Source organism: Caulobacter zeae (genome assembly GCF_002858925.1).
Taxonomy (GTDB): Bacteria; Pseudomonadota; Alphaproteobacteria; order Caulobacterales; family Caulobacteraceae; genus Caulobacter; species Caulobacter zeae.
Genome location: NZ_PJRS01000023.1, coordinates 54259 through 71035, shown reverse-complemented (window position 1 = coordinate 71035; position 16777 = coordinate 54259). Strand labels below are relative to the sequence as shown.

Here is a 16777-nt window from a genome sequence, read left to right as displayed (position 1 = left end):
GGGTGGGGGACGCCGTTGCCGGGCCTTCTAGCAGCGATCCGCCCGGGGGCAACCCGCTTATGGCCCCAGGTTGCGCTTCGTGAACGTTTCGTGTCGTTGAGGCCGCAGGGCGGCGGGAGAAACCTGCCCCTGTGGGGGAAGTGTCGGCGAAGCCGACGGAGAGGGGAGTGGTCGCCGTGCCGGCCGATGCCCTGGAAGCTGAGAACTTCCCCCCACCGGCCTTCGGCCTCCTCCCCCACGGGGGGAGGTTTCCTGTCTTACCCCTCCAGCATGATCGCCGACAGCAGCCGGCCGTAGTCCTTCTGGCCGCTGAGCACCGCGCGGCGGTTGGAGAAGAAGTGGTCGCCCTCGGCGCAGGTGTCGCGGCCGACCCATTCGCGCTGCTCGACGCCGGCGGTGGCGATGCGGTCGAGGACGAAGGCGGGCAGGTCGAAATAGCGTTTCTCGTCTGATCTGCCGGGTTTGAAGAACCGCTTGGAGCCGGGGCAGTCGGCCTCGAACTTGGCGAAGAACTCCAGGCCCACCTCATAGGAGTCCGGGCCGATGCAGGGGCCGACGGCGGCGACCATGCGGTCGGGACGCGCGCCCAGCTCGACCATGGAGTCGACGGCGGCCTGCACCACCCCGTCCAGCGCCCCGCGCCAGCCGGCATGGGCGGCGGCCACGACGCGGGCCTCCGGATCGACGATCAGCACCGGGGCGCAGTCGGCGTGGAGCGCGCCGCAGACCACGCCCGGGGTCTTGCTGACCACGGCGTCGCCCTGCGGCCGGGCGTCGCCCCACGAGCCGTCGGCGACGATGGCGATGGTCGAGTGGATCTGGAAGCAGGTGTTGAGGTCTTCGCGCGCCGCGCCGAACCAGCGCGCGGCGCGGGCGCGGTTCTCGATCACGTCGGCCGGCTCGTCCTGGCTGCCGCGGCCGACATTGAGGCTGTCGTACAGCCCCTGCGAGACGCCGCCGTTGCGGGTGAAGAAGGCGTGGCGCAGGCCTGGCACGGAGGCCAGCAGCGAAGACTGGACGGTGGGGAGCGATGCTTTGGTCATGCCTCGTCCTCGAAGAGCGGGGGATTAAGCCCCGGCGCGCTCAGGCACGCGACCTTGAAGAGATCGCCCATCTGCGCCGCTCCGGTCAGGCGATCAAGCTGTCTTGCGACGACCTCGGCGCGATCGGGCCGGGCGGCGGCCAGGGCCTGGGCGCGGGCCTCGATCCCGAGGGCGCGCAGGAAGTCGCCCTGGGTGATCACCGGCGGCGCGCTCGCCCCGGCCTGCCGGGCGGCCTCCAACACCGACGGGAAGTCGGCCCAGACGGTCAGGTCGGCCTGGCCGGGACTGTCCAGCGGGCCTTCCTTCTTGTGGGCGCGGAGGGCTTGCAGCGTGTCGCCCGGCTCGCTCGTCGCGCGGCCGTAGTCGATCAGCAGCGCCGCCCCGCCGTCGCGAACGATGCGGTGGCCGAGCTCCGATCCCAGCGCGGCCTGGGCCGGCGAGGATTCCAGGATGGCGCCTGGAGCTAGTTCCTCCCCCGCCAAGGCGGGGGAGGGGGACCACGAAGTGGTGGAGGGGGCGTCAAGCGGCAGGGAGGCGGCCGCCCCCTCCACCGCCTTCGGCGGTCCCCCTCTCCCGCGACGCGGGGGAGGAGAAAGAGAGCGCAGCCCGAACGCCAGCTCGCCGTCCTCGGCCAGCCCCACCACCCGCTCGGCCCAGCCTTCGGGTGTCTTCACGAACTGGCGGGCGGGCAGGCAGTCGAGCAGTTCGTTGGCGACCAGCAGCAGCGGCGCGCCGGCGGGAACCTCTTCCAGCCGATCGGCCCACTGCACGCTCGCGCCGGCAAGCTTTTCCTTCTGCGCCGCGCGCAGCACCGGCGAGACCTCGACCAGCCACAGGTCGGCGGCCTCCAGGAAGGCGGGCAGCAGGCGGGCGGCGCGCAGGATGTCGCTCATCAGCGTCCCGTCGCCCGGCCCCATCTCGACCAGGCGGAACGGTGCGGGGCGGCCCTGGCGGTCCCAGGTCTCCATCAGCCAAAGGCCGATGAGTTCGCCGAACATCTGGCTGACGCCCGGCGCGGTGACGAAGTCGCCGTCCGAACCCAGGGCAGGGCGGTTGGCGTAGTAGCCGTCGCGCGGGTCGTGCAGGCAGCGGGTGAAGTATTCCGGGACGCTGATCGGGCCGTCCTGGGCGATCTGGGCCTTCAGGCGGCCGAGAAGCGCTGGCTTGCTCAGGCTCAAGGCTGGACCGGCTCCGAGGCGGGCGAGACGGGGATGACCGGCTGCTTCAGCGCCTTCCACACCAGCCAGCCGCCGACCAGCAGCATCGGGGTCGACAGCATCATCCCCATGGTCAGGCCAAGCGGGAAGTTGGGCATGAAGGCGTCGGGCTGGCGCACGTTTTCGAGGCTGGCGCGGAACAGGCCGTAGCAGAGCATGAACAGGCCCACGAGCCCGCCCCGGCGTTGCAGGAACGAAAAGCGGTGGGTGGCCAGGCGCAGGATCAGGAACAGCAGCACCCCTTCGAGCGCGGCTTCGTAGAGCTGGCTGGGATGGCGGGGCAGTTCGCCGGCGACGCAGGCGCCGCCTTCGAGGTCGCGGATGCGGTCGTTGCAGAACACCACGCCCCACGGAACGTCGGTGGTGCGGCCCCACAGCTCGCCGTTGACGAAATTGGCCAGGCGGCCGAACAGCAGGCCCAGCGGCGCGACCGGCGCGACCAGGTCGCCCAGCTTCAGGAGGTCGACGCCGTTCTTGCGGGCGAACAGGATGACGGCCAGGCACACGCCCAGGAAGCCGCCGTGGAAGCTCATGCCGCCATGCCAGACCTGCAGGATCTCGAGCGGGCGGGTCCAGATCGTCGACGGGCTGTAGAACAGGATGTAGCCGAGGCGTCCGCCCAGGATGATGCCCAGCGTGATCCACAGAACGAGATCGTCGATCTGCTCGGGCGTGGCGGTCGGCGCGCGGCCGCCCCACAGGCGCGGGGTCTTCACCAGCCGCACCGCGTAGCGCCAGCCCAGCAGGATGCCGGCCACATAGGCCAGGGCGTACCAGCGGATGGCGAAGGGACCCAGCTGGACGAGGACGGGGTCGAATTCCGGAAAGATCACGCCGTTCGGCTCCGTTCGGGACAGATGGTCGCAGGGATACCCGGTTCGCTGTTCGCTTTCATCCCCCGCACACCATATAAAGAACTGTGGGCGATTTGCGCCCGGCCGGAACGAAGATGCACAGCCAGAACCCCTTCCTCGACGAATTCGCCAAGTTCACCCAGGCCGCGATGGGCATCGCCCAGACCGCCGGCGACGAAGCCAAGACGGCGTTCCGCGCCCAGGCCGACCGCTGGGCCGCCGAGCTGGACCTGGTGCGTCGCGACGATCTCGAGGTCCTGAAGGCCCAGGTGGCCGCCCTGCAGGCCGAAGTCGCGGCCCTGAAGGCCGAGAAGGCCGCCCCTGAAAAGGTCGCCGCCAAGCCCGCCGCGAAGAAGGCGACTCCGAAGGGCGACAAACCCGCGCAAAAGGGCGAATAAATCGTTTACCGCTCGCTCCAAGCGTGAACGCTGTTGTGGCCAAACGCGCGAAGCAGCTTAGACTCTTCTTTCGTGGGCGACACCCGGCGGGTCCCACGCCCGTCATCGCCCCCGGGGGCCAAAGGTTCTGATGGACACCCAACCCGACGACGACGTCCTGCTGGCGCTGGATCCCCTCGAGGTGGTCGAGCACGTGCTGGCCGCCGAAAACCTGACCTTCGACCGGACGGAGGACGGCGATCTCGCCTTCGCCCTGACCGGCGACTGGAAGGATTACGAGCTCTGGTTCGCCTGGCGTCCGGAGGCCGACTGCCTGCAGCTGTGCCTCTCGCTCGACCTGCGGGCGTCCAAGACCAAGCGTCCGGTCGCCTACGAGCTGTTGTCGATGATCAACCAGCGGGTCTGGCTGGGCCACTTCGAGGTCTGGACCGACGACGGCGAGGTGGTGTTCCGCCACGCCCTGGCCCTGCCGTCGGGCGAGCGCCCGACCATGGCCCAGGCCGCCTCGATGATCGACGCGGCGGTGGAAGCCGCCGACCGCTTCTATCCGGCCTTCGACTTCCTGCTGCACGGCGCCAAGACCCCCGACGAGGCCATGGCCGCCTGCATGTTCGAGACGGTCGGCCAGGCTTAAGAGCCTAAGTTCCTCCCCCGTAGAACGGGGGAGGGGGACCACGAAGTGGTGGAGGGGGCGAGACTGGGCTCAGCTCTCCGTCCCTCGCCCCCTCTGTCACGGCGCTGATAGCGCCGCGCCACCTCCCCCGCTTCGCGAGCAAAAACCCCAAGCCTTCTTTCGCCAAACGGTCGCCGCCTCACCAAACAGGTGACGCCGCCCCCTCGCCGCGCTAAGCGCCCTGCGACACCAGATACGCGGGAGCTTTGCCCATGACCCCCATCCTTCTGCTCGGCGCGGGCCGCATGGGCGGGGCCCTGATCGAGGGCTGGCGCAAGACCGGGGCTTTCGCCCTCTCCGACCTGATCGTCCGCGACCCGGCCGCGACGGCTGAGGCCTTCCCCGGCGCGGTGGTCAATCCATCGCTGGAGGCGCTTTCCGCCGCCAGGGTGGTGCTGCTGGCGGTCAAGCCGCAGATCTGGCGCGAGGCGGTTGCGGACGTGGTCCCGCACCTGGCTCCCGACGCCATCATCGTCTCGATCGCCGCCGGGGTGCGCGCGGCCGACATTTCCGAGGCCTTCGGCGGCCGGCGCGTGGCGCGGGTGATGCCGACGACCGCCGTGGCCATCGGCCAGGGCGCGGCCAGCCTCTATGCCGACACCGCCGAGGCGCTGGAGGCCGCCAAGGCCCTGCTGGCCCCGGTCGCCGCCACGGTCGAGCTGGCCGACGAGCAGCTGATGCACGCCGCCACCGCCGTCTCCGGCTCGGCGCCGGCCTATCTCTACGCCTTCATCGAAGCCCTGGAAGCGGCCGGCGCGGGCCAGGGCCTGTCGCACGAAGACAGCGCCCGCCTGGCCCGCGCCACCATCGCCGGCGCCTCGGCCCTGCTGGCGGCCGGCGGCGAGGAGCCCGCCGAACTGCGCAAGCAGGTGACGTCACCCGGCGGCACCACGGCCGCGGCCTTGTCGGTGCTGATGGGCGAGGGCGGCTTCGGGGATCTGCTGCCGCGCGCCCTGGCGGCGGCGGTGAAGCGCTCGGAGGAGTTGGGAGGCTGAACAAAGATCCTCCCCCTCTGGGGGAGGTGGCCCGAAGGGCCGGAGGGGGGGACGTTTTCAGCTTTCGAGGCGACTGAAAGCTGGCAATCACTCCCCCCACCGATCGCTGCGCGATCGCCTCCCCCACAGGGGGAGGTTTCCTGCTCTACGGCGCGGTTGCGTCGACCAGCGCCTGGGGCTGGGTCCCCCGCGCCTTCGCCACGAACTCCACGGCCCGCACGATGTGGTCGGCGAATTCGCCGCCCAGCAGGCGGGTGTGGGTGGCGCCGGCCACGTGATCGACATAGCCGTGCTGCGAGGCCTTGGCGGGGGCGGCCTGCATGTCCTTCCACTGGGCGCGATCGCCGACGCGGGCGCCGGCGGTGACCACGGCCACCGGCCATTCGGGCCTGAACTGCGGCTGGGCGGCCGCCTGGTCGGAGGCCTGGGCCCACAGGGTGACCTCCTGGGCCGAGGTGCGGTTGTGGCGGCCGTTGGCGAAGCCCCAGCGCTTTTCGGCCTTGGCGTCCGGCGGCAGGCCGATCTTGTCGCCCAGGCGGGTGTAGACCAGCGGCTTGTAGAGCCCGGTCGAGGCCCCCAGCGCCGCCGCGCGCGAGATGAACACGAACGACTTGATGAAGCCCTGGGCGCGGCGGATCTTCGCCGCTTCCGGCGTCGCGGCGTCGACCAGGACGAGGCCGGCGACCTTGTCGGGGTTGCGGCCGGCGTATTCTCGCAGGCGCAGGCCCGCCATCGAGTGGCCGACCAGGATGTAGGGGCCCGTCTCGCCCGAGGCGGCGACCAGCTTCTCGAAGTCGGCCACGATGGCCAGGCCGTCGCGCGGGGCCGGACCCTTGGGCGAATAGCCCATGCCGGCGCGGTCATAGGCGCAGGCGCGCCAGCCGGCGGCGGCCAGGGCGTCCTGGGTCGCGCCCCAGTCGGCGGCGAAGCCGAAGGCGCCGGCTTCCAGCCACACGGTCGGGCGGTCGGGGTGCGTGGCCTCGCCCTCGCAGACGAGCCGCAGCTTACGACCCTCGCCGATGTCGACGAAGGTCCCGCGCGGGGCCTTGTGTCCGACCGCGGCCATCACGCCGCCCGTCGCGACGAAGGAGACGAAGAGCAGGGTGAAGGCGGCAAGGGCGCGTCCGGCGTGCTTGAGCATGGGTCTCAATGTAGGGGCGCAGGGCCGTTCGTCGAGAGCGCCCGCGACGTCCGGGCGCGGTTTCTTTTCGGCGGATCAGTCCCTAGACTCGGAAGCCATGCGTCGCGCCCTGTCCGCCCTGCTGCTGGTCGCCGCCCTGGCCTCGTCGGCCGGGGCCCAGACCCATGCGCGGCGGACGCTGTCGACCCCCGCGCCGGAGGCGACGGCGGCCCCCAGCGCCCAGGCCGTGATCCCGCCGCCGATCCCGTTGCAGTCGCCCAGGCCCGGCGCCGATCCGGCCGCCTGCAAGGCCGTGTGCGCCAAGACCTACTACTTCTGCCGCGCCAACACCGACGACGACAGCTGCCCGTCCGAATGGGCCCGCTGCGACGCCCGCTGCAAGGCGACGTTCGTCCGGCCATAGGATCCTCCCCCTCTGGGGGAGGTGGCCCGCAGGGCCGGAGGGGGGGACGTTATCAGCTTTCGGGGCGTCGGCCGTCTCATCAGCCACACCCCCCTCCGTCGCCTTTGGCGACACCTACCCCAGAGGGGGAGGATCTTGATGCATCCCCTCTTGCTCCGCGCCCGGAACGAGGCTCAAATCCTGACGGGGCGTCATTGACGCCGCCCAACAAAAGAGCCGCGCCTCGATGTCGAACATCGCCTATTTCCCCGCCATGCCGCCGCGCGAGGACAATCGCCCGGGCAAGCGCGAGCGCACCAAGACCGCCAACCGCCAGGCCATCCTCGACGCGGCCCGGCAGGTGTTCGGCGAGCTGGGCTACGACGGGGCCACGGTGCGCGACATCATCCGCCTGACCGGCCTCGCGTCCGGCACCTTCTACAACTACTACAAGTCCAAGGAGGAGGTGTTCGACGCCCTCGCCGACGACGGGGCGCGGCGCTTTCGGCCGCTGCTGCGCGTGGAGTTCGAGAAGGCGACCGACTTCGCCTCGTTCCTGCGCGGGGCCATGCGGGCCTATTTCGACTTCCTGGCCGCCGAGCACGAGACCTGGCGCGTCAACCGCCCGGCCGGCGAGACCCATCCGCAGGTGCGCGCCACCCCCGAGGTCACCGCCGTCTTCGCCGAGGTGCGCGAGGCCTTCGAGCGGGTGCTGGAGCGCGACCACGCTCCCCCCGTGGACCTCGACTACCTGACCGCCGCCTGCATCGCCGTGGCCCGCGAGGTCGGCGACAAGATGCTGGAGCGCCGGCCGATGGACACCCAGGGCGCCACCGCCTTTGCCGTCGGCCTGATCCTCGGCGGCCTGCCGGCCCTGCCCAGGCCGTGAGAACGAAACCTCCTCCTTCGACAGGCTCAGGATGAGGTTTCTACTGCCGCCGACCTGCCTGTAGCCCTCATCCTGAGCTTGTCGAAGGACGAGGGCGGTTCCGCTGAAGCAGAGAGAAAGAGCCCCCGAATGGCCGACGTCCAGAAGCTGGTCCTCAAGACGATCCTGTCGCTGCCGACCCCGATCCTGCGGGCGCTGAGCGGCGGGGGCGTCGTCTATCGCGGCGGACGCACCCTGGATCCGCGCTTCCAGTTCTTCGCCAACGCGGCCAAGGGCCTGCCGTCGATGACCACCCTGTCGCCGGAAGAGGCGCGGGCGGGCAGCGCTAAGGGGTTGCTGGCGGTTTCGGGTCCGCCCGAGGTCGGGGTGCGCAACGAGAGCCTGACGATAGACGGCCCCGGCGGCCAGATCCCGATCCGCGCCTATCGCCCGGCCGAGCAGGACAGCGCCGCGCCGCTGATCGTCTTCGCCCACTTCGGCGGCGGGGTGATCGGGGATCTGGAGACCTGCCACGCCTTCTGCGGGATCCTGGCGCGCGTAGCCAAGACCGCCGTGCTGTCGGTCGACTACCGCCTGGCGCCGGACCATCGCTTCCCGGCCGGGCTCGACGACGTGCTGGCCGCCTATCGCTGGGGTCGCGACAACGCCGCCCGCTTCGGCGCGGCGCCGGGAGAGGCCGCGATCGGCGGCGACAGCATGGGCGGCAACTTCGCCGCCGTGCTGGCCCAGGAGATGCGGCGCGCGGGCGAGGCCCAGCCGGCCTTCCAGCTCCTGATCTACCCCGCCGTCGACGTGGCCAGCGAGACGCCGTCGATGGGCGTCTATGCCGACAGCTATCCGCTGAGCCGCCCGATCATGGAGTGGTTCATGGGTCACTACATGGGTCCCGAGGCCGATCCGGCCGACCCGCGCCTGTCGCCCGACAAGACCGCGGACCTGACGGGCCTCGCCCCGGCCATCGTCGTCACCGCCGGCTTCGACCCGCTGGTCGACCAGGGCGAGGCCTACGCCAAGCGGCTGATCGCGGCCGGCGTGCCCACCACCTATCGCTGCTACGACAGCCTGGCCCACGGTTTCACCGCCTTTACCGGCGCGGTGCCGGCGGCCGACGCCGCCTGCCGCGAGATCGCCGCGCTGGTGCGGGCGGAGATCGAAAAGTGAACCCCTTCCCGTTGGCGGATGGGGGAAGGGGTGGGATGGGGGTGGAGCGGCCTGTCCGCTGCTCCGGCGTCTTTTCGCGGATTGCGGCTGAATCCTCGTGGTCACCCCCATCCCCGACCCTTCCCCCATCCGCCAACGGGAAGGGAGCATGAAGGCCCTCGTCGTCGAGCGCCTCGCCCCCGACTTCACCGGTTGCGCGGTCCGCGAGGTCCCGACCCCGACGCCCGGCCCCGGCGAGGTTCTGGTCCGCATCAGGGCCGCCAGCGTCAACTTCCCCGACCTGCTGATGACCCGCGGCGAATACCAGTTGAAGCCGGACCTGCCCTTCACCCCCGGCCTCGACTTCGCCGGCGAGGTCGCGGTCCTGGGCGAGGGCGTCGAGGGCCTGGAGATCGGCGCGGCGGTGGTCGGCGGCGCGCGCACCGGGGCCTTCGCGCAATACATCGCCGTGCCCGCTCGGGCGCTGAAGCCCAAGCCCGCGCGGCTGTCGTTCGCCGAGGCGGCGTCCTATGGCGCGGCCTATCTCACCGCGCGGGTGGCGCTGGCGCGGCGGGCGAACCTTCAGTCCGGGGAGTGGGTGCTGGTGCACGGCGCGGCCGGCGGGGTGGGACTGGCGGCGGTCGATCTGGCCAAGGCCATGGGCGCGAAGGTGATCGCCGCCTCGGCGTCCGACGACAAGCTGGCGCAGGTCTCGCGGCTCTACGCCCCCGACGCTGTCGTCAACGTCACCGGCGGTTTCCGCGACCGGGTCAAGGAGATCACCGGCGGGCGAGGCGTCGACGTGGTCTATGACCCCGTGGGCGGCGACGTCTTCGACGAGAGCCTGCGGTGCCTGGCCTTCGACGGGCGCCTCTTGGTGGTCGGCTTCGCCTCGGGCCGGATCCCGACGGTCTCGGCCAATATTCCGCTGATCAAGGGGATCTCGGTGATGGGCGTGCGGGCGGGCGAGTACAGCCGTCAGTTCCCCGACAGGGGCGCCGAAGACCAGGCCGCCGTCTGGACCATGGCCGAGGCCGGGACGATCCGACCGCACGTGCATGCCGAGCTTCCGCTGGAGCGCTGGAGCGAGGCGTTCGACCTGCTGGCGCAACGGCGGGTGATCGGCAAGGCGGTGGTCATTTTTTGAAACCTCTCCACGTCTTCGCACCCTCTCCCAGAGGGAGAGGGTGGGGCCCAGGCGGAGCCTGGGAGGGTGAGGGGTTTAGACGGCGGCCGTTTCGCGCTGTCGTCCTCGCCGCGTCTTCAGGACAGTCCGGAAAGGGCGTACGCCCTCACCCTCCCGCGCTTTCAGCGCGGGCCCCTCCCTCTCCCCACGGGAGAGGGGCCATTAGGCCGGCCGTCTGGCCCGCAGCGCCTGGGCGATCGTGCCGTCGTCGAGCCAGTCGAGGTCGCCGCCGACGGGAACGCCCCGCGCCAGCATGGTCACCGGCACATTGGTGTTGGCCAGGCGATCGGCCAGGTAGTGGGCGGTGGTCTGGCCGTCGACCGTGGCCGGCAGGGCCAGGATCACCTCGGCGACCTCGCCGCTGGAAGCCCGCTCCAGCAGCTCGCCCACCCGCAGGGTCTCGGGACCCACGCCGTCCAGCGCCGACAGCAGGCCGCCCAGAACGTGGTAGCGGCCCTTGAACGAGCCGCCGCGCTCCATGGCCCACACCGAGCCGACCTCCTCGACCACGCACAGCAGGCGCACGTCGCGCGAGCCGTCTGCGCACACCGCGCAGGGATCGGTGGTGTCCAGCGAGCCGCAGGTGGAGCAGGTCTTCACCTTGGCCTGGGCGTCGGCCATCGCCGCCGACAGCGGCGCCAGTAGCGTGTCGCGCTTCTTCAGCAGGGCCAGGGCCGCCCGCCGGCCCGAGCGCGGTCCAAGGCCCGGCAGCTTCGACAGCAAGGCGATCAGGCGCTCGATCTCTGGTCCGGCGGAGGCGGCCATTGTCTCTCTTGTTCAGGCAGTGCGTGGTCCTCGCCCTTCGACAAGCTCAGGGTGAGGACCAAAATTACGCCGCGTCAGTAGAAAACCTCATCCTGAGCTTGTCGAAGGACGAGGTTTTCGCGTCCGAAATCAGAACTTCATCCCGGGCATGCCGCCCATCAGGCCGGCCATCGGGCCGGCGGCTTCCTGCATCATCTGGGCCTGCTTGGCTTCCAGCTTCTTCTTGGCGTCGGCGTGGGCGGCGACGATCAGGTCGGCGATGACCTCGCCCTCGCCCGGCTCGATCAGGCTGTCGTCCAGCACGACCTTCTTCAGGTCGCCGCCGCCCGACAAGGTGACGGTGACCATGCCGCCGCCGGCGGTGCCTTCGATGACCACCTCGGCGAGGCGGGCCTGGGCGTCGGCCAGCTTCTGCTGCATGGCCTGGGCCTGCTTCATCAGGCCGCTGAGGTCTTTCATGGTCTGCTCCTCGTTCGAAGTTCCCTCCCCCATCGAGGGGGAAGGGGAAAAATCAGTCCTCCGCCTCGTCCGGCTCGATCGGCGCGGGTTCGGGGGCCAGGACCTTGCGGATCTCGACGATCTCGGTTCCGGGGAAGGCCGACAGCACCGAGGCCACGAACGGATCGGACTTGATGGCGGCCAGGGCTTCGCGCTCCTCGCGCTTCTGGCGCTCCATCAGGCTTTCGGCCCCGCCGCCGCCCTCGGCGGCGATCAGCCAGGGCTGGCCGGTCCATTCCTTCAGCGCGCGGACCAGGCGTCCGGCCAGGTTGCCGGGCGCGCCGGGGGCGGCCTCGAAGGTGATGGCGCCGGGGCGGAAGCTGATCGGGCGGACGAACTGCTCGACGTCGAGGCGAAGACCGATGTCGCGCTTCTCGGCGATCAGCTTCAGCACGTCGTCGAACGAGGCCAGCACGGGGGCGGCCGGGGCGGCGCCGACGGCGGCCATGGCGCGCGGCGCGGCCGAGACGGCTCCGCCCGGCGCCGCGCCCCCGCCCACGGCGACGCCGCCGCCCGGACCAGCGCCCGGATTGCCGCCGTCGCGCAGGGCCTTCAGCGCATCCTCCGGGCCCGGCAGGTCGGCGGCGTAGCACAGGCGGATGATCGCCATCTCGGCGGCGGCCATGGCGTCGGGCGCGCGGCGCACCTCGTCATGGGCCTTGAGCAGCATCTGCCACAGGCGCGCCATGGTCCCGGCGCTGGTCTGGGCGCCGACCGAGGTCAGGCGCGCGGCCTGCTCCTTGGGCATGGACAGGGCCTCGGGGCCCAGCGCCTTGGCTACCGAGGCGGCGTGGCAGTGGTCCAAAAGGTCGAGCATCACCACCACCGGGTCGGCGCCGAAGCCCCACAGCTGGCGGAAGGTGGTCAGGGCCTCGCCCGGCTTGCCGCTCATCACCTGTTCGAACAGGGCAATGGTCTGGCTGCGGTCGGCCAGGCCCAGCATGTCGCGCACCACGGCGGCGGTGACCGTCTGGCCGCGCTCGGTCTGGACGATGGCCTGGTCGAGCAGCGACAGGCCGTCACGGGCCGAGCCCTCGGCCGCGCGGGCGATCAGGGCCAGGGCGTCGGGATCGATCCTGGCGCCTTCGCGCTGCGAGATGCGGTCGAAGTGCTTGGCCAGCACGTCCGGCTCGATCCGGCGCAGGTCGAAGCGCTGGGTCCGCGACAGGATCGTCACTGGAACCTTGCGGATCTCGGTGGTGGCGAAGATGAACTTGGCGTGCGGCGGCGGCTCTTCCAGCGTCTTCAGCAGCGCGTTGAACGCCGCCGTCGACAGCATGTGCACTTCGTCGATGATGTAGACCTTGTAGCGCGCCTCGACGGGGGCGTAGCGCACCCCGTCCAGCAGCTCGCGCATCTCGTCGACCTTGGTGCGGCTGGCGGCGTCGAGTTCCAGCACGTCCATGTGCCGGCCCTCGATGATGGCCCGGCAATGGCGGCCTTCGGTGGAAAGGTCGACCGACGGGCCGTGGACGGTGTCGCTCTCGTAGTTCAGGGCCCGGGCCAGCAGGCGGGCGGTGGTGGTCTTGCCGACCCCGCGGACGCCGGTGAGCATGAAGGCGTGGGCGATGCGGCCGGTGGTGAACGCGTTGGCCAGGGTGCGGACCATGGCCTCCTGGCCGATCAGGTCCTCGAAGGTGCGCGGGCGGTACTTGCGGGCCAGCACGGTATAGGCCGCGCCGGCCTCTTCGGCTTCCGGCTCGGGCAGCGGCTTGGCCGCCACGGGGGCAGGGGCGGGCGGCGCCTCGCCGAAGATGTCGGCCGTGTTCTCGTCGCGCTCGGGCGCCTCCTCGCGCTCGAACGCGGGCTCGTCCCAGGGCGGAGCGGAATCGGGCGTGAGGTCGTGGTCGGCCATGGGCGCAGTCTAGAGCGTCGGGCGGCGCGGCAAAAGGCTCGCGGGCGGCCGCATCGCGTCTGCTGACAGAATTTAAGGGGTAAGGTGGAGACCGGCGGGCGACCCGAGGGTGATCTCGTTGTGGCTGCTGCCTTCCGGCCCTGACCAGGTTGGCGAGGCCATCGTCCGTCGCCGATCTCCGAGGGGGTATATCGCGACTCATCGCGCGATATGCAAGCGCCAAGCGCTCCGCCCCGTGACGACTCTTTGTCGCCGGCCTTCGCTGGGCGGGCGCCGGACGCCAAAACCCCTTACACTTTGCCCGGCCAGCCTCTACAGAATCGACCCATGCCGCTTTCCGAGATCGTCAACATCTTCGCGGGCAATCCGCTTGACCGCGCCGGCGAGCGCCGAGGCGACGCCAGCTGGATCGCCGAGAAGCTGGAGGACCCCCAGTCCCTGGCCGTCGCCGTCTGGAACGGCAAGGTCCTGGTCGAGGATTCGCCTTTAGCCGACGACGAGCCGACGGGCGTCCAGATCGCCTATCTGCGCGCAGACATGGCCAAGGAACTGGCCGGCACCGACGAGCGCCTGCTGTTCATGGGCCTGTGGAAGGACATCGCCGTCTTCGCCGTCGACCTGGAGGGCGCGGCCGATCCGTCCGAGGGCGCGCTTCAGGGGCTTGGCCGGTTCGAGGATCTGCGCGGCGCGGCCGCGACCCTGCCCGCGCCCGACGCCGGCATCCTGGCCACCGCCAAGTCGATGTTCGAATGGCGGCGCAAGCACCCGTTCTGCGCCAACTGCGGCAACAAGAGCGACATCGCCGACGGCGGCTGGAAGCGCATCTGCCCGTCCTGCCACGCCGAGCATTTCCCGCGCACCGATCCGGTGGCGATCATGCTGGCCGTGCATGGCGGCAAGTGCCTGCTGGGCCGCCAGGCGGCCTGGCCCGCCGGCATGTTCTCGGCCCTGGCCGGCTTCGTCGAGCCAGGCGAGACCATCGAGGAGGCCTGCGCCCGCGAGCTGAAGGAAGAGGCCGGCCTGGTGGCTGTCAAGGTCCGCTACCACTCCAGCCAGCCCTGGCCGTTCCCCGCCTCGCTGATGATGGGCATGATCGCCGAGGTCGACAGCGACCAGGCCGCCCCCGACCAGACCGAGCTGGAAGCCGTCCGCTGGTTCGACAAGGACGAGGCCAAGGCCCTGATCCGCGGCGAGATCGAAGACGCCTTCGCCCCCCCGACGCTGGCCATCGCGCACCAGCTGATCAAGACCTGGTGCGAGAGCGAGGGGTGAGGGGGCTTCCTGAGCCCTCTCTCTTAGAGAGAGGGAGGGGCCCGCCGCCGCAGGCGGTGGGAGGGTGAGAGGTTACAGCCTCGTCGAACCAAGCACCGCCAGTATGTCATCGGCGACACCGCCGGGATCGGCCAGAACGCGCTCGTTCGGGAACCTCAGGACCATGTATCCGAACAGTTCCAGGATTTGCGTGCGCCGCGCGTCGGGATCTTCGCGTCCATCGTGGGCCGCACCGTCCAGCTCGACGATCAGCTTTCCAGCCTCGCAGACGAAGTCGGCGAAGTAGCGGTCGATCGGAAGCTGCCGCAGGAATTTGAAGTCGCCGAGGCGACGGTTGCGGACGAGCTTCCAAAGCGCCTTTTCCGCGAGGGTCTGATCCCGGCGAAGCCTGCGGGCGTTGACTGCCCTGTTCATGACGTCAGCTTCGGCTCGCTCGTGAAAGCGGCGCAACCGAAGGAATGGGGATTTTCCTGCTGTCGGTGAAACCTCTCACCCTCCCGCCGCTTCGCGGCGGGCCCCTCCCTCTCTCGAAGAGAGAGAGGGGTCAGGTTTGCGGCCCTCACCCCGCCAGCCTCACCCACTCCCGCGCCACCAGCGCCACCAGCACCAGGCTCGACAGGGCGAACGCCAGGAAGCGCGCCATCACGATGTTGACGCTGGCCTGCACCAGGCTGTGCACGATCCGCAGGGCGACATAGGTCCAGGCCAGGGCCACGGCCGTCGCGTCGCCATGGCCGGCGACGAAGATCGCCAGGGCCGCCGCGTAGAAGATCGTCGGCTGCTCCATCAGGTGGTTGTAGTTGTGGGCCGCCTGCCGGGCATGGTCGGGCAGCACGTCCAGCGCGCCGGGAAACCGCGCGTCCTGCGGCTTGATCCCGGCCTTGGTCATCGCCGGCAGGCGCTGGGCGTACATCCACGCCCACATCACCAGCGTCCAGCTCACCAGCGCCAGCACCGGCGCGATCATCGTGTTCATCGGTCTTGCCTCCCCAGGTCGTGTTTCGGGGAGGCTATCGGTCAGGAGGCGTGGCGCGAAGCCTGCCGTTTCGTCAGCGCTTCTTCAGCGTCTCTTCCATGCCGCGGCGGGCCAGTTCGTCGGCCCGTTCGTTGTGCTCGTGGCCGGCGTGGCCCTTGACCCAGCGCCAGTCGACCTCGTGGCGCAGGCGCGCCGCATCCAGGCGTTGCCACAGGTCGACGTTCTTGACCGGGCTCTTGTCGGCGGTCTTCCAGCCCTTGGCCTTCCAGCCAGGGATCCACTGGGTGACGCCCTTCATCACGTACTGGCTGTCGGTGTGCAGCTCGGCCTTGGTCGGGCGGTTCAGCGCCTCGAGCGCCATGATCGCGCCCATCAGCTCCATGCGGTTGTTGGTCGTCGCCAGCTCGCCGCCGCAGATCTCCTTGCGCTTTTCGCCGTACATCAGCACCGCGCCCCAGCCGCCGGGGCCGGGATTACCGCGGCAGGCGCCGTCGGTGTAGATGATCAGCTTGGGGGTCACGCGCGGCCCCCGAACAGCGACAGGCCCTCGCGGTGGACGGCCAGCTTGCGCTCGTACTCCAGCGGGTCCTTCGGACGCACCAGGGCGCCGGCCGGCGTGGCGTTCCAGTCGGCCAGGCGGGTCAGGAAGAAGCGCATGGCCGCGCCGCGCGCCAGCATCGGCAGGGCGTCGCGCTCGGCCGGGCTCAGGGGGCGGCGGCGCTCGTAGCCGGCGACCAGGGCTTGGGCGGCGGTGACGTTGAAGCTGCCGTCGGCCTCGAAGCACCAGGCGTTCAGGGTCACGGCCACGTCGTAGGCGTAGGCGTCGTCGCAGGCGAAGTAGAAGTCGATGGTCGCCGCGAACTTGCCGTCGGTCCTGAAGAAGACGTTGTCGGGGAAGTAGTCGGCGTGGATCGTGCCCGTGGGCAGGTTGCGCGGCCAGGCCAGGGCCATCTCGGCCAGGTCCTTGTCGATGGTCGCGGCAAGGCCCGGTTTCAGGTCCTCGGCGGCCTGGCGGTGCTTGGAGAACAGCGGGGCCCAGTGCGGCTGGCCCAGGTCGTTGGCGCGGCGGCCGGCATAGCCTTCGCCGGCCAGGTGCAGCCAGGCCAGGCCTTCGCCGGCCTCGCGGCAGTGGGCGGGGCTGGGCTTGCGCACCGACAGGCCCGGCATGAACCCGACGATGGCGGCCGGCTTGCCGCGCAGGGTCTTGAGGGTCTTGCCGGCCTTGTCGGGAACCGGCCGCGCCGACGGGTAGCCGCGATCGGCCAGCCAGCCCAGGAGGTCGAGGAAATAGGGCAGGTCCTCGGGCCGCGCGCGGCGCTCGTAGACCGTCAGGATGTAGCGGCCCGTCTCCGTCTCCAGCAGGAAGTTGGAGTTCTCCACGCCCTCGGCGATGCCCTTGAACGCAACCGGGGCGCCCAGGTCGTACTCGGCCAGGAAGGCTTCGAGCTCTTGGTCGGTGATGTCGGTGTAGACGGCCATGGGCGCGGGATGCG

The 16777-nt window shown here is 70.6% G+C and carries 19 protein-coding genes, 1 other RNA gene and 1 pseudogene; 8 read left to right on the top strand and 13 right to left on the bottom strand.

Annotated features, from left to right (window positions below):
- Positions 1–257 precede the first annotated feature (257 nt).
- From pgeF to lgt, 3 genes are read right to left on the bottom strand one after another with little or no spacing between them, the layout of a single operon-like run.
- Positions 258–1043: a peptidoglycan editing factor PgeF gene (pgeF, locus tag SGCZBJ_RS13735; RefSeq protein WP_101718567.1), complete on the bottom strand. Its 786-nt coding sequence runs from the start codon at positions 1041–1043 to the stop codon at positions 258–260.
- Positions 1040–2215: a class I SAM-dependent methyltransferase gene (locus tag SGCZBJ_RS13730; protein WP_101718677.1), complete on the bottom strand. Its 1176-nt coding sequence runs from the start codon at positions 2213–2215 to the stop codon at positions 1040–1042. The genes pgeF and SGCZBJ_RS13730 overlap by 4 nt, the downstream gene beginning before the upstream one ends.
- 2 nt (positions 2216–2217) lie before the next feature.
- On the bottom strand, positions 2218–3093 hold the full coding sequence (gene lgt / locus SGCZBJ_RS13725) for a prolipoprotein diacylglyceryl transferase (RefSeq protein ID WP_101718566.1): 876 nt from the start codon (positions 3091–3093) through the stop codon (positions 2218–2220).
- Positions 3094–3209: 116 nt separating this feature from the next.
- On the opposite strand from lgt, the gene SGCZBJ_RS13720 reads away from it, so the two are divergent.
- The 3 genes from SGCZBJ_RS13720 to proC all read left to right on the top strand — a co-directional run bounded on the left by SGCZBJ_RS13720 (position 3210) and on the right by proC (position 5180).
- Positions 3210–3512 (top strand): accessory factor UbiK family protein, encoded by a 303-nt coding sequence (locus SGCZBJ_RS13720; RefSeq protein WP_101718565.1) that lies wholly within the window; start codon positions 3210–3212, stop codon positions 3510–3512.
- 130 nt (positions 3513–3642) lie between these two features.
- On the top strand, positions 3643–4146 hold the full coding sequence (locus SGCZBJ_RS13715) for a type III secretion system chaperone family protein (protein WP_101718564.1): 504 nt from the start codon (positions 3643–3645) through the stop codon (positions 4144–4146).
- A gap of 251 nt (positions 4147–4397) precedes the next feature.
- Positions 4398–5180, top strand: a complete 783-nt coding sequence (proC, locus tag SGCZBJ_RS13710; protein ID WP_101718563.1) for a pyrroline-5-carboxylate reductase — start codon at positions 4398–4400, stop codon at positions 5178–5180.
- Positions 5181–5325: 145 nt separating this feature from the next.
- Here the strand turns inward: proC and SGCZBJ_RS13705 are convergent, their stop codons facing one another.
- Complete coding sequence (locus tag SGCZBJ_RS13705) at positions 5326–6321, bottom strand: alpha/beta fold hydrolase (RefSeq protein WP_101718562.1); 996 nt, start codon at positions 6319–6321, stop codon at positions 5326–5328.
- A 97-nt stretch (positions 6322–6418) separates the two neighbouring features.
- Here SGCZBJ_RS13705 and SGCZBJ_RS13700 point away from each other — a divergent pair, with 97 nt between their 5' ends.
- The 4 genes from SGCZBJ_RS13700 (at position 6419) to SGCZBJ_RS13685 (ending at position 9879) form a co-directional block, all read left to right on the top strand.
- Complete coding sequence (locus SGCZBJ_RS13700) at positions 6419–6724, top strand: hypothetical protein (protein ID WP_101718561.1); 306 nt, start codon at positions 6419–6421, stop codon at positions 6722–6724.
- 226 nt (positions 6725–6950) lie between these two features.
- The gene (locus SGCZBJ_RS13695; RefSeq protein ID WP_101713963.1) at positions 6951–7592 is read left to right on the top strand and encodes a TetR/AcrR family transcriptional regulator; all 642 of its coding nucleotides are present in this window, start codon (positions 6951–6953) and stop codon (positions 7590–7592) included.
- Between the two features lie 129 nt (positions 7593–7721).
- Complete coding sequence (locus SGCZBJ_RS13690; protein WP_101718560.1) at positions 7722–8753, top strand: alpha/beta hydrolase; 1032 nt, start codon at positions 7722–7724, stop codon at positions 8751–8753.
- Positions 8754–8901: 148 nt separating this feature from the next.
- Entirely contained in the window at positions 8902–9879 is a 978-nt protein-coding gene (locus SGCZBJ_RS13685) for an NADPH:quinone oxidoreductase family protein (protein WP_101718559.1), read from the top strand.
- Between the two features lie 201 nt (positions 9880–10080).
- Here SGCZBJ_RS13685 and recR read toward each other — a convergent pair whose 3' ends face one another.
- From recR to ffs, 5 genes and pseudogenes are all read right to left on the bottom strand, one after another.
- Positions 10081–10683: a recombination mediator RecR gene (recR, locus tag SGCZBJ_RS13680; RefSeq protein ID WP_101718558.1), complete on the bottom strand. Its 603-nt coding sequence runs from the start codon at positions 10681–10683 to the stop codon at positions 10081–10083.
- A 27-nt stretch (positions 10684–10710) separates the two neighbouring features.
- Positions 10711–10802: pseudogene (locus SGCZBJ_RS26525) on the bottom strand (hypothetical protein); the annotation flags it as partial.
- Positions 10803–10812: 10 nt separating this feature from the next.
- Entirely contained in the window at positions 10813–11142 is a 330-nt protein-coding gene (locus tag SGCZBJ_RS13675) for a YbaB/EbfC family nucleoid-associated protein (RefSeq protein ID WP_101718557.1), read from the bottom strand.
- A gap of 52 nt (positions 11143–11194) precedes the next feature.
- Complete coding sequence (locus tag SGCZBJ_RS13670; RefSeq protein ID WP_101718556.1) at positions 11195–13036, bottom strand: DNA polymerase III subunit gamma/tau; 1842 nt, start codon at positions 13034–13036, stop codon at positions 11195–11197.
- An 82-nt stretch (positions 13037–13118) separates the two neighbouring features.
- Positions 13119–13217: signal recognition particle sRNA small type (gene ffs / locus SGCZBJ_RS13665), an RNA gene on the bottom strand.
- A gap of 146 nt (positions 13218–13363) precedes the next feature.
- Between ffs and nudC the strand changes: the two genes are divergently transcribed.
- Complete coding sequence (gene nudC, locus SGCZBJ_RS13660; protein WP_101718555.1) at positions 13364–14308, top strand: NAD(+) diphosphatase; 945 nt, start codon at positions 13364–13366, stop codon at positions 14306–14308.
- A gap of 72 nt (positions 14309–14380) precedes the next feature.
- Here the strand turns inward: nudC and SGCZBJ_RS13655 are convergent, their stop codons facing one another.
- The 4 genes from SGCZBJ_RS13655 to thrB all read right to left on the bottom strand — a co-directional run bounded on the left by SGCZBJ_RS13655 (position 14381) and on the right by thrB (position 16763).
- The gene (locus tag SGCZBJ_RS13655; RefSeq protein ID WP_101718554.1) at positions 14381–14722 is read right to left on the bottom strand and encodes an endonuclease domain-containing protein; all 342 of its coding nucleotides are present in this window, start codon (positions 14720–14722) and stop codon (positions 14381–14383) included.
- Between the two features lie 145 nt (positions 14723–14867).
- On the bottom strand, positions 14868–15284 hold the full coding sequence (locus tag SGCZBJ_RS13650) for an MAPEG family protein (RefSeq protein WP_101718553.1): 417 nt from the start codon (positions 15282–15284) through the stop codon (positions 14868–14870).
- Positions 15285–15357: 73 nt separating this feature from the next.
- A complete protein-coding gene (gene rnhA / locus SGCZBJ_RS13645) occupies positions 15358–15804 on the bottom strand; it encodes a ribonuclease HI (protein WP_101718552.1) in 447 nt (148 codons plus the stop codon).
- Positions 15801–16763: a homoserine kinase gene (gene thrB / locus SGCZBJ_RS13640; protein ID WP_101718551.1), complete on the bottom strand. Its 963-nt coding sequence runs from the start codon at positions 16761–16763 to the stop codon at positions 15801–15803. Before thrB ends, rnhA begins: the two co-directional genes overlap by 4 nt.
- Between the last annotated feature and the right edge of the window lie 14 nt (positions 16764–16777).